This window comes from Neorhodopirellula pilleata (assembly GCF_007859915.1).
Lineage (GTDB): Bacteria > Planctomycetota > Planctomycetia > Pirellulales > Pirellulaceae > Rhodopirellula > Rhodopirellula pilleata.
The window spans coordinates 27,620-40,471 of record NZ_SJPM01000017.1 but is presented as its reverse complement, the minus strand read 5'-3'; the positions used below and the strand labels follow the sequence as shown (position 1 = coordinate 40,471).

Genomic DNA, 12,852 nt, shown 5'->3' with positions numbered 1-12,852 from the left:
AGAATCGCTTGTGAGCGTCAACTGGAAAGCCTTCGTCGATCAAGTCAGCCATTACCAATCGTTTATCTTGGTCAGTCACATCCGTCCGGACTGCGATGCGCTCGGCAGCGAACTTGGGATGGCAGAGGTGTTGCGTGCGATCGGTAAAGACGTCCGAATCATCAACGCCCATCGCACCCCTCCGGCATTGTCGTTCTTGGATCCAGCCGGCAAGATCGATGTGCTCGGTGACAGCGTCGAAGCGGCCGACGTGACCGCTGATTGCATCATGATTCTTGATACGAGCGCGTGGGCTCAACTCGGCGACATGGGCGACGTCATCCGACAATCACGCGCCGACAAAATGGTCCTCGATCACCACGTCGGCGAAGACGACCTTGGTGCGACGATGTACAAGGACTACCAAGCCGAAGCGACAGGCCAATTGGTCATCCAAGCGGCCGACGCGTTCGGCGTTCCGATCACCCGCACGATGGCCGTCCCCGTATTCGCCGCGATCGCCACCGACACGGGTTGGTTTCGGTTCCCATCCGTCACGCCGGAAACCTACCGCACGATCGCTCGGCTGCTTGAAGCCGGAGTGGTACCCAGTGAAGTGTATGGTGATTTATATGAACGCGATACCATCGGTCGATTGAAGTTGCGTGGTTTAATTCTTTCTCGAACGACCGCCGAAATGGACGGCACGCTCGTCTATACTCACGTCAACAAAGAGGATTTCGACGCTTGCGGTGCCGAAGCCAGCGATACCGAAGACGCAATCAACTTGACGTTGTCGGTTCGCGGAACACAAGCGGCAGTGATCTTCGTCGGTCAACTTCGCGGCGGCTTTAAGTTGTCGTTTCGAAGTCGTTGCGGGATGGACTGCAACGAGATCGCCCGCCAGTTCGGAGGCGGCGGACATAAAGCCGCCGCCGGAGCATTCTTGGAAGGCACGCTCGGCGAGGTTCAAGAGCGAGTCCTGCCCGTCGTACGCGAAAAACTCGCCCAGGCGTTAGGGAATGTCAATTGACCGTCAGTTTTCGGCGATACACGGTGTCGCCGTTGGTGACGTAAAGGTAATTGTGTCCGGTCCCACCCAGCGTGCAGCTGGTTAGCGGTTGGTTGGCGTCGGGTTTAGGTAAGACGCCACAAGGTCGGCCGGTCGAGTCGAAGATCTGCACGCCGAGGTCGCTGGTGACGTAATAACGCCCGGCGGCGTCGACCGCCATGCCGTCACCTTTGGATGCGGATTGGTACGGAGGCGGTTGATTGAATTCAAACTTACCTTTGGGATCGATCGCCAATCGCATCGGCATGGCGGGCATTTTGGCGTCGAGCGTTCCGTCGCCGTTAACGCGGAACATCCACGTGTGCGATCCGCCATGATCAGAAACGGCCAAGGTTCCGCCGTCGCCCGACAAGGCGATCCCGTTGGGACGCGTAATTCCAGTATCAACCACCTTGGTTTCGCCGGTGGCAATGTTGATTCGCGTGACCTGTTGCTCTTTCGTTTCGGTGATGTAGATGAAACCTGCGTCCGAAACGGCCAAATCATTCGGCGTGACGCCGCCCGCGATTTCGTGGATCTCGCCCGATTTTGGATCGATCGCGACGACGTGTTTCGATCCACCGTGACAACCGTACAACATTCCCTCGGGACCAAACATTAAACCACTGACGGCTTTCTCCACGACCACCGACTTCGAACCGTTGACCGCATCGACACGGTAGATCGCGGGGGCCTTCATGTCACAAAAGTAAAAATTGCCTTGCGCATCGGCGCATGGTGCGTCGGCGAATCCCAAATCTCCCGCAACGACTTCCCAATTTTCACCGGGGATCAACAAGTTCAACAACGTCATATCACCGCGCAGGTCGTCTCGGGTGTTGGTCTTCGGCTCGTGTGTTTCATCTCGCCACAACCACGCGATGCCCTCAGGGAATCGGGAGCCGCCGTAATTGGGGCCGTGTTTGTAGCCTTCGGCCCAATCCAACCGCACGTCATAGCCCATGTACTGAAGTGACGAAGCCATCTTGCGGTTTGCCCAAGGCCAACTGCCGAACGCGTTGTCGACGTCGCCGCTGGTGTCGGCCATGTAGACGCGGATCGGCTTGGGCTCGGTCTTGCGGACGATCGCCGAATAAACGTCGCCCCCGCGAAGATTCGTGAAGCTACCGACGCTCGAGTACACCTTGCTGAACAAATCCGGTCGCTCCCACGCGGCGGTGAACGCGCAAATCGCGCCGCTGCTAGAACCTCCAATGGCCCTTATCGAACGATCCTGGCTGATGTTGTACTTGGCTTCCACGATCGGCAAGATTTCCTCAACCAACATCCGCACATAGGCGTTTCCTAAACCGTCGTATTCGTAGCTACGGTTGGTCGGCTTCTTGCTATTCTTGCTCGGGTCGGTACCGGGGTTGATGCATACGGCGATCGTGGGCGGCATGTCGCCACGGGCGATCAGATTGTCAAACACGATCGGAACCCGCCACGGTCCTTTGGCGTCTTGAAACCGCTGGCCGTCCTGGAACACCATCAATGCCGCCGGTTTCGACGCGTCATATTGAGCGGGCACGTAAACCCACCAATCACGAGTTGTGCCAGGGAACACTTTCGATTTAAGTTCCGGCATCTTGGTCACCGTACCGGCCGGCACATCGGGATTGGGCAGTGCGTCGGGATGATGCACCAACGGGGCATTGGTTTCCGGATTAGGCACCACCGTGGATTCGGCGTTGTCGTCCCAGATCCAGCGCATCGCATCGGAAAGTTCGGTGGCCGCCCATTTGGCACTGTGACCGCCGTCGGTCATGACGAACTTATACCGGTAGCCGGCGAACTGCAGTGCCGCCGCCATGTCGTGGTTGGCCAGCGGCCAATTGCCATGCAAGTTGTTTAAGTCGTCGACGCCATCTTGCAGATAGACCTTGATCGATTTGGGGTCGGTCTTGGTCTTGCGGATCAAGCCGGGATACGCCCAACCGCCACGGATATTCGTGAAGCTGCCGATGTGACTGATCACCTTGCCGAATTGATCGGGGCGTTGCCAAGCTGCCGTGAACGCGGCAATGCCACCGGAAGAGATGCCGACGACGCAACGGTCGTCCGGGTCGCTCGAAACGTTGTATCCCTCCAGTGCAACGGGGAGTAACTCCTCAATCAACAGCCTCGCATGATCATCGCTCAGCGTATCGTACTCATACGAGCGATTGCTGCGATCGGCCGCGCCGGGTCGAGTAGCCGGGATCGTTCCAGGATTCACGAATACGCCGATCGTGACCGGCATGTCGCCTTGGGAGATCAGCTTGTCCATCACCGCGGTGGCACGGAATGCTCCGTCCGGTTTGACGTAGTTCTTGCCGTCCATGAACACCATCAGGTGGGCTGGCTGGTCGGCGGAATACTTCTTCGGCACGTAAACAAAGTAGTCACGCACCGTGCCGGGAAAAATTTCGCTTTGATCAAACGAAGCCGACGAAACGTCGCCGGCGGGGACGTCGGCGAGCGTCGGTCGATCGGCCCCCGTGGCGAACACCGCATCGAACAAACAAGTCAAAACAAGCGTCAGCAAAAGCACAAATTTCATATTGGGGTGGCACAAGAAGGCAGGAAGTGGGGACGGGACAGCAGGTTTTGGAAACGAGTCAGGTGACTAAGTCGTGGGGATCAATGCCATGCTGATTTAACAGCTTAACTAAACGTTTGTTTTCAATCATCATTTCGTTGACACGCCGAGCTTCCTCTTCGGCGCGTTGATTTTGTTGTTGCGCGGATTCGAAACCGGTCGCAATCAGTTCACCATTCGGATCGACCCATCGTAGCCATAAGCCGTCGGTGTCTTCGTAGCGGCCGTTCCACAACGTCAGGCCAAGCCCGATCGTTTCTGTTGTCGATGCCGGATCGGTCATCAGCTCGTACTCAGAACCTAGGAGCCGATAGCCTCGCAGGGTCTCGTCGCTGAGGTGATGTTCGGGATCAAAGATATAGTAGTAGCACACGCGAAAATTGTTGTAGATCTTCATTTTATCGGTGTCCTCTTTGCCCTCACGGTCGGACACAATTTCGATCGCTACCTCGGGTGACTTGCCATAGGCCCAGGCAAAGTAAGAGCGTCTGAGTTTCGGAAGAAGATTTTCCGTTGGTCGGGCATCAACGCATAGCATGACATTTGGAACGAGCGGCGGTAAATTCACCCCATAGAACAGCCCCACATTGGCGAACGCGATAAAAGGAGATTCGGGTTGCCAGGACGCGTATAACGATTCGGTCAGCAAACGCATTTGCTTTTGACTGAAGACGTTATTCAATGGGGCATCGACTTCCGTAACAATGTGCTCGACTGAAGGCCAAAGTTCGAGTGGCAGTGGCTTCAACTCAAAAGGCGGTGGAAAATCGGGCGGATCACTGGCGGATGACATCGGACTCCTTCAAATACCAACGGCGGCGGGCAAAGCATTGCATTGTAATCGTTGAGTCAGCCGGTCGTTGACCCAGTCGATCGTTGGTTGTCTCGATCGAGAGGAAACGAACAATCATCCTTGCCCATGCGGATCGATGCCGTGCTGTTTCAATAATTCGATCAGTCGTTTTTTTTCTAGTTCCGCTTCTTCAGCACGCCGGGATTCCTCTGCAGCACGCTGGGATTCCTCTGCGGCACGCCGGGATTCCTCTGCGGCACGCCGGGATTCCTCTGCGGCGAGTCGTTTTTGTTGCTGAGCGAATTCAAAACCGGTCGCAAGCAATTCGCCGTTCGAATCGACCCACCGCAACCACAAGCCATCAGTGTCTTCGTAGCGTCCGTTCCAAAGAGTCAACCTGAGTTGGACCTGTTCGATCATTGAAGTGGGGTTAGACATCGGAGTGTAATGACCGCCACCAAGCTTAAAACCTCGTAGTATTTCATCACTGAGGTGATGTTCGGGATCAAAGACATAGTAGTTAGGCACACGGGCCTTGGCGTATAGGGCCAATTTGTCAGTATCTTCTTTGCCTTGGCGATTGGATACAATTTCGATCGCCACCTCGGGCGACTTGCCGTAAGCCCAGACGAAATAGGATCGATTGATTTTAGGAAACAAATTTTCGGGCAATCGAACCCCGACGCTGAGCAGGACATCTGGTACGATCGGTGGAAAGGCCACATCGTAGAACAGCCCCACATTGGCGAATGCGACGAAGGGAGCTGCCGTTTGCCATGATGCGTACAACGACTCCGTCAACAAACGCATCTGTTTTTCGCTGAAGACGTTGTCCACGGGCGCACCATCCTCAGTGACAATGTGATCGATCGAAGGCCAAAGTTCGGACGGCAGCGGCTTCACCTCTAGCGGCGGCGACAGAGACGGCGGTGGCAAAGCACTTCGATCACTAGCGGATGACATAGGGCACCTTCAAGGAACAACGTCGATAGCAAGGCCAGTCATTGTAACCCGTGACCGGGTCATCGGCCAATCAAGTGGCGTTTCCTTCAAGAACTAACCAGAGGCGGCAACAAAGTTTTCAAAATTTTTATATCATTGTATCCCGGCTGGAGACTTCATTCAGGTCAGTGCCGGCGGTAGGTAGAATCATGCGGAAACGGGCACCGCCTTGCGGGGCATCCTGAACACTCAACGTGCCGCCGTGCTCTTGCATGATCTTTGCCGCGACGGGCAAACCAAGCCCCGTGCCGCGGGCGCCTTTCTTGGATTCAAACAACGAGAAAATTTGTTCGCGTTCGTCTTCGGGAACCCCATCGCCGTCGTCTTCGACATCGACGATCCACCCGTCGGCCGCGTCGAACCGGCTAACCACTTTGACCATCGACGCGGCCGCATCGATCGCGTTGGTGATCAGATTCAACAGCCCGCGGTGAATCGCATCGGGATCGAAGCTCGCGATCGGCAATTGCGAGTCCAGTTCAAGAACCAGTTCAATGCCTGACTGCCCTGCCCTGCCCTGCATCAATTCAACGACGTCTCGGATCGTGGAATTCAGATCGGCGTCGACACGTTGCGGTTCGCGTTCTTTGGAAAACGTCAACATGTCGAGCACCAAGTTGCTGATCCGTTCCTGATTTCGGTCGACGATCGCCCACCCTCGTCGGATCGCATCGGTGTCATTCTTTTCCAATCCGGATTCGATCAGATAGCTGCCGCCGCGGACTCCTTGCAGAATGTTTTTGATGTGGTGTGACAGGGTTGCGATGGTTTGCCCCATCGCCGCCAAACGTTCGCCCTGCAGCAACGCGGAGTAATAAAACGTGTCTTCGATCGCCAGCGCCGCTTGGTGACCGATGGCGGTAATGAGTTTCAAGTGTTCGTCGTGAAAACGCGTCGCGCCTTTTGTTTTGATCCACTCGCCGGGTGAAGTGTAGGTGTCGACGTACAACGCGCCGACGACGTCATAGCGACCTTGCAAGGGAACGCACAAGGCTTCGCGGACGCCGCCCTGGACGATCGAGGCCGCGTTGTCGAACCGTTCATCATCGACCGCGTCGCTCGTTCGCACGCCCTCTTTGCGTTGCAACACGTAGTCAAGAATCGTATGACTGATGGTGATTCGGCCCGCCTTTTTGGATGAACCCGAGGGGCTCGACGAACCGGAATCGCGATCACAGCGTGCAGCGGGAGTTAATCGTTTTGTCTCGGGGTCTCGCAGCATCACGCAACCGCGATCGGCTTCGACCCAATCAAAGATCAACTTCAGAACCCGTTCAAGGACTTCGTTCAGATCGTCGGTCCGGCCCACCGCGAGCGCGGTCAGGTACATCACCTCGAGCGATTGATCGGAATCGAGCGACTCTTTCGTATCAGTTCTCGTGTAGATCGGCGAGCGTTCGGCGACGGATTCCGAGGTCGGCTTTGACTTCACTTCGCGAGAAAACGACGATACGATTCGGCTGGCGTCGCCGGCCCGGACTTGCCGCACGATGTCGACGCCGTGAGCTGCGTCTAAGGCCGAGACACTGCCGCCGCCGGTGAAAATCAATAATGTGTTGCCGATCTCGATACGGTCACCGCTGGCCAATTCGCGGCGTTCGATCCGTTGGTCGTTGACGCGGGTGCCGTTGCTGCTACCCAGGTCGATCAATTCGTGGCGGCCCCGTTCAAAGTCGGAGCGGATTTCCGCGTGACCCCGAGAGGCTTCGTTATCGAGCAGCTGGATATCGTTGGTCGATTCCCGCCCTAACCGCGTGACCGTGGAGGAAAGTTGGAAATGCTTTCCCTGGTCACGTCCTCGAATCACGAACAGCGAAGCCATGATCGATCGGTTCCTTCCTGCGAGTAGTCTGACGGCGAATTGGATCGGAAATCTACCAAAATGGACGCATTCAATATAGCTTGCCTCGATCGCACCCATTTCGCTACGTTTGGGCTACCGAAAATGGGAGATTCCAAACAGCCAACGAGCCATGTCACGACCAACGCTTGAATCGTTTCGCATCGTGATCACTCGCTTGCTACTATCGAGCGTGTGGATTGGCTGCTCGGGCTGCCAAACTACCGCGCCGATTCACCTCTGGGCACCTGCAAAATTGGCCCCGATCGGCCAAGAATCGGTCGTTTTGATGGAGATCAAAGGCCCCGAGAAGACCGCCGTCGCGCTCCGGGAAGCACTTCTGGCTCAGGCCGATCGTAGCGAAAACCCGAGATTTCCCGGACGCCTCGCGGGAGCCCTGTCGTTGGTATTGCCCGAACATCTGCCGTCCGAGCCGACGATTCAGCTGGTCTCCGGAACCCAAGACGACACCGAATATCTTACGCCCGGCGATTTTGAACCGACGCAAGTGAAACTGGCATTAGGGTCGAGTGACTTGGCGATCGCGGCCTCCGCACGCAGGGCCGGTATCGACCAGTTGCTACACGGCGAAGTCGTTTTTGCGACCGGGCAAGAAGATTCGCCCGAGCGGTTAGCCATCGTTTGGCGATTGGTCGGGCTGACGCCTGATGCGACCAATGCGGGAATCCCCGTCGTGGTGGACCAAGCCATCGTCGCCGAGCGTCATCCGGATCTAGCCGGTATTGCCGATCCACGCGAACGATTGCAAAAAGCTATGGTCCGCGAAACCATGGCACTGCTGACCGGTTCAGTCCATCGCCGACAAGCCACGCTTGCGGACCCACGCGGTACTCTAGGCAGCCGAGCGGTTCGCCGGGGCAACCGATCCGCCGAACAAGGCAATTGGCCGGCCGCTGAAGACCAATGGGTCGCGACGCTCAAACGGTACCCCGGAAAAACGAGTGCGTGGATCAATGCGGCGATCGCGGCGGCAGCAAGGCAAGACTTTATCGAAGCAAAGGCCCGCGCCAGTCGAGCGGTAACGCTCGCCGTATTCGATCCGGTCAATCGGTCCCTCGCCGAAGAAACACTCGTTTGGATCGAAATGAGGCAGCGAGAATACCACGACGCATTCGGACTGCCCGACCCCGAGCAGGGCTGGAGTGTTTCACGCTCGCCGTAGCGGAAGTGGATAAACGGTTCGGCTGGCTCTAGGTTGCGGCTTGCACGCAAAGAGTTGACCTTTAAGGTGGTCGGATATATCCTTGGCTGTTGTGTTGAACGACAACCCCTGCCTCCTCTCCCTCCATTTTCGGTCACACCCCGGTAGCGATGCTCTTTTCGCCTGCCGTGACCGTCTCGCCACCATGCAATCTCCGCTGATGAAACTTACCTCTTTTTTGGCTGCGCTCTCTTTCTGCGTTTTAGTGATCGCTTCAGGTTGCGGCCAGCAACAGGACGTCAAATCGGTCTCACAAGATGAACTCGAAGTTTATATGCAGGAGCATCCAGAGGCCGCGAACGCGGATGAGTTCATGTCCGAATGACGTCATTTTGATTGGTTTTGTTTCCCGGTGATTTTAAAGAAGGCATTGATGATGATTCAGAAGAAGCGAAAGGTTGTTCAAGCAACCGGGTTTACGTTAGTCGAACTATTGGTGGTGATCGCCATCATTGGTGTTTTGGTCGGTTTGCTGTTGCCAGCCGTTCAGGCGGCTCGTGAAGCGGCGAGGCGAATGAGTTGCAGTAACAATTTCAAGCAGATCGGCTTAGCCCTGCATAACTACCATGCGGCCTACAACATGTTGCCTCGTTATCGCGGCGGCACGACCGATGCAACAGGCTCTAATACAGTAGATCCACCTCTGGCGCACAATCGTCTCAACCTGTCGCCCTTTGTCGGGCTGCTCCCGTTCATGGAACAGCAGGCATTGTGGGAGCAAATCAGCAACCCGCTCCGCGATCCGATTACCGGAAACATCTTTCAATCGATGGGCCCCTTCCCGGAGAAGTCGATCGCATCCCACACCATGAACAGTCGCTATGAACCATGGCTGACCCAAGTGCCCGGGCTTCGTTGCCCAAGTGATCCTGGTGTCGGTCTGCCAGCTAAGGGGCGAACGAACTATGCTGCCTGCTTGGGCGATTCTGTCCAAGAGATGATTTTTGGAGGGGTTCAAGACAACGGAAGCGTGACCGGTGCCACCACCGCGAGAGTGGCGTGTCGGGGCGTTTTCGTGCCTCGCAACACAACAGGGTTTCGAGATATTCTCGATGGGCTAGCCAATACCATTTGCATGGCTGAGATCAATACTGACCTGGGTGACAATGACATTACCACGATTATCGTGTTAGGCACCGCCCATCCTCAGTTAAACCCATCATCATGCCAATCACTCATCTCCACCACCCGACCGCGCGTATGGGCGGCAGCGGGTGGGCTTGGCGGTGACGAACAACGTCGCGGTTTTTCCTGGGCGTTAGGTCAACCGCTTCATACCGGCTTCCAGACGATTTTGCCGCCTAATCGCGAACTGTGTACGAGCAACAACTGGTATCACGATTCGGAGTGTACGGCGAGCAGTCGTCATCAAGGCGGCTGTCATGTTTTGATGAGCGATGGTGCCGTCAAATTCATTACCGACGCGATCGAGGCTGGCACGAGTACCTCGTCGTCCGTCGGCACGTTTGCCGGTGCCCAACCCGCGGGCAGTCAAAGCCCGTATGGATTGTGGGGAGCATTAGGAACCCGCGACAGCGCGGAAACACAATCGCTCGAATAACGAACCGGTTGCGTGCGTCTTCCGCACTCTTTGGAGTGCTGCGATCGGTAGGCGACGATCGGTGCTAATGCAAGGATTTTGCTGAACGCACTTGATAGGGTTGGCGTAAAATGTACGTGCCATCCCCTCATTAAGAGAATTTCAATGCATCGTGTTCGTCGCTCCCTCGTCATCGCCTCGTTCGCCTTGACCTTGTTGGTAATCGAGGTCCCCGCGGCCGAGGCCGCCAACCCTGATAGCAACTGGGGGTGGGCCAAGCCGTTGAATCAGAAACAAGGGCTTTTGTACACCACTAATCTGGCTTTCAAGCAAGGCAATAAATCTCGCTCGAGAAGTGTGTGGACGCCGTACCGCTCACGGCGAAGTGTTCAGCCGAATCGATCGACGGTCCAGACTCCATTCTTTCGTCCAGGACGCACCGGATTGATCCCGTTCAACCAAGTGGGACGATACTAATAGCCTGTTCCAATGGATCGCCGGGTCTCAGACAGTAGGCGAACACCAAACTCTGCTAATCTTTGCGTCTGGGCAGTCTCTACGTTCAAACGATTACAACGCTAGTGCTTCGTCAAAATAAAAAATTAGGGTTAGTGAAGTGAGCCGACGGCGCTAGCCGCGGCATTGCTCGACGCCCGACGCTAGCGGGCTGTTGATTTAGTCCTCATCGAAACCCGAAGCGTGAGCGAGGGATACATACAAAGGACTTAATGGTGATGAATCCCTCGCTCACGCTTCGGGTTACGATTAAATCAACACGCACCTAGCGAGTTCGGCTCACCCTATAATTAAATTTTGACGAAGCACTAGCGTTTGTTCCAACGTTAAGTTCAGGTTGGAACAAAGCATTAGTGGACTGACGAACGCTCTTCGGACATTGGCTTGACGAACGCTCACTCATGCAACAAGAAGGCGTTCAGGTTCCAACCTTCAGGGGTGGTTTCGACGAAGCTCGAAGCGTTACGAAAGAACTCTTGGACTTGATCATAAGCGGGCCACTTCGCGGCGTTGGGGCGTTCGATCTCGGGCTCGTCTTTGGCGTTGGCGATCCGGCGGATGATGGTCGCTAGGACGGAGTCGCTTTCCTTCAATTCGCCCCGACGTTGCAGTTCGTACTTGGTCCGCAACGACTCACGCAAACGCACGACGCGATGAATTGCGATTTGGTCGGCACCCATTTTTTTTGTTGTTTCGATCAGCGACTGAATCTCGGGAAGTTCGCTTAAACCATCACCTGCACCGGACTGGATTCGTTCGGCGACTTCGACCAGGAAGTCCACATGGCTGGCGAAAATCAAATAGGGTTTCGTCGAACCTTTGGCTTTGCCGACCATCGCGATCGCCCAAGTATCCAAGAGCGGTTGCTGATCTTCGGTGTCCGGTTCGGTAATGCCGAAATCGTTGAAGAACTCCTCGTTAACGTCTTCGCTTTCCCCGCCTCGCTGAACTTTCCAGATGTCGACGCCTTCGACCGATTCGACTCGCGAGACGTCGGGTTCGACTTCCATCGCCTTTCGCACGGCGTTGCGGATGGCGTCTTCGTCTCGAACTTCAATCGCAACGAGCAATCGTTCTGAATCGACCGTAATCGGTTCGGTGTTATCGGTCAGCAGCAACAGATGGTTGCCGAGGTTGGGCAGGACGCTGTTTTCGAGATCAATCTGAGGGCCTTCTTCGTCCTCGAGGATTCCGCCGATCGTCGGTCGAAAGATCCGATCATTGAATGCTTCGTCGACCAATGTTTCGACGGCCCAAAACGCGTCTTCGATCTTCCAGTTGACTTGAGTGACCGAGGCGACGGTTTTGGGAATCCAACCGGGCATTTGATACAAGTCGCCGTTGGGGAACTGCAGCATGCGAGCGGCGAGGCGATATCGATCCGGCTCGGCGGTAACGGGTGGGGCGTGAATGTAACCGCGATGCAATAAGTCGAACTCGCCTTGAGAAACGACGACCGTTCCGCCCATGGCTTGAATCGCGTCGAAGCCTTGGTTCTCGAGGAGGTTCAGGATTTTAACTTTGTTGCCCCGATCCACCTTCGCGACATCGCGAATGATTCGGCCCATCGCGAGCGGCCGAACGAACCACTCGACCTCGCTACCGGGTTGCTCGATCGCGGTTCGTTGTTCGACTTTGGTTCGGACGGTTTGATAAAGTTCGTCGTCGGCGAGTGCAGCGGTCCTTCCGTCGTTCGTGATCGCTTTAAGAATCTCGATCACGACCGAGTCACGATCGGCCGCGACGATTCGATCACCATCGCTGGCGATGACGACCTGTTCGATCTTGAGTTGTCCCGGACGGGTCTTGGGTTGATAAATGCGAATCTCTTGACCGTCTTGGATCACGTCGCGACGGGTCGATCCGTTTTCTTTGAGGTCGCGATCGATTCGGTCGAGCACCGCAGCGGCGGCGGCTTCTTTGCCTTTGGTTTCGGCGATCAAGCAAACCGCTGATGGTTGTCGACGGTCATTCTCGAACGGCAGCCATGCGACAACCAATTCGCCCGTTCCGATCTCGATCAGATCTTTGCCGCGGATGCCGACACGATCTCCGACTTGCGACCAAAGGACTCCCTGTGGGCCGAAGCTTGCATCGAGTAGCGGCTGCATCGCTTCGTTCTCGCGGACCGAATACAGCGTTGTTTTTTGCCACGCCTGTCGAAGCGTCGGCACGTCCGGGACGCGAACCACTCCGGCCGCGTCGGCGGGCAGGTAATGGATTGCGGTGGCGGCGTTCGTAGCGGTCGCACTCAGGCAAGCCAAGAAAAGAACCTGGATGCTCAAACGAAGGTAGTCAATCACGTCGAATTCCACTCGGGACAAAGTT

Annotated in this window: 9 protein-coding genes; 4 read left to right on the top strand and 5 right to left on the bottom strand. The window is 56.0% G+C overall.

Annotation, left to right across the window (positions count from 1 at the left end):
- Positions 1-10 precede the first annotated feature (10 nt).
- Entirely contained in the window at positions 11-1,012 is a 1,002-nt protein-coding gene (locus Pla100_RS26090) for a DHH family phosphoesterase (RefSeq protein WP_146581582.1), read from the top strand.
- On the opposite strand, the gene Pla100_RS26085 is transcribed toward Pla100_RS26090, so the two are convergent.
- The 4 genes from Pla100_RS26085 to Pla100_RS26070 form a co-directional block, all read right to left on the bottom strand.
- Positions 1,005-3,572, bottom strand: a complete 2,568-nt coding sequence (locus tag Pla100_RS26085; protein WP_146581580.1) for an alpha/beta hydrolase-fold protein — start codon at positions 3,570-3,572, stop codon at positions 1,005-1,007. The two genes, Pla100_RS26090 and Pla100_RS26085, sit on opposite strands and share 8 nt — an antisense overlap.
- A 58-nt stretch (positions 3,573-3,630) precedes the next feature.
- Entirely contained in the window at positions 3,631-4,404 is a 774-nt protein-coding gene (locus Pla100_RS26080; RefSeq protein ID WP_146581579.1) for a Uma2 family endonuclease, read from the bottom strand.
- A 114-nt stretch (positions 4,405-4,518) separates the two neighbouring features.
- The gene (locus tag Pla100_RS26075) at positions 4,519-5,367 is read right to left on the bottom strand and encodes a Uma2 family endonuclease (RefSeq protein WP_146581577.1); all 849 of its coding nucleotides are present in this window, start codon (positions 5,365-5,367) and stop codon (positions 4,519-4,521) included.
- Positions 5,368-5,494: 127 nt separating this feature from the next.
- Positions 5,495-7,228, bottom strand: coding sequence for an ATP-binding protein (locus tag Pla100_RS26070; protein WP_146581575.1), 1,734 nt, complete (start codon positions 7,226-7,228; stop codon positions 5,495-5,497).
- A gap of 151 nt (positions 7,229-7,379) precedes the next feature.
- Between Pla100_RS26070 and Pla100_RS26065 the strand changes: the two genes are divergently transcribed.
- From Pla100_RS26065 to Pla100_RS26055, 3 genes are all read left to right on the top strand, one after another.
- Entirely contained in the window at positions 7,380-8,429 is a 1,050-nt protein-coding gene (locus tag Pla100_RS26065; protein WP_231603615.1) for a hypothetical protein, read from the top strand.
- Between the two features lie 82 nt (positions 8,430-8,511).
- Positions 8,512-8,793: a hypothetical protein gene (locus Pla100_RS26060; protein ID WP_146581573.1), complete on the top strand. Its 282-nt coding sequence runs from the start codon at positions 8,512-8,514 to the stop codon at positions 8,791-8,793.
- 48 nt (positions 8,794-8,841) lie between these two features.
- Positions 8,842-10,029, top strand: a complete 1,188-nt coding sequence (locus tag Pla100_RS26055; RefSeq protein ID WP_146581572.1) for a DUF1559 domain-containing protein — start codon at positions 8,842-8,844, stop codon at positions 10,027-10,029.
- Between the two features lie 890 nt (positions 10,030-10,919).
- Here Pla100_RS26055 and Pla100_RS26050 read toward each other — a convergent pair.
- On the bottom strand, positions 10,920-12,827 hold the full coding sequence (locus Pla100_RS26050) for a membrane or secreted protein (protein WP_146581570.1): 1,908 nt from the start codon (positions 12,825-12,827) through the stop codon (positions 10,920-10,922).
- Positions 12,828-12,852 lie beyond the last annotated feature (25 nt).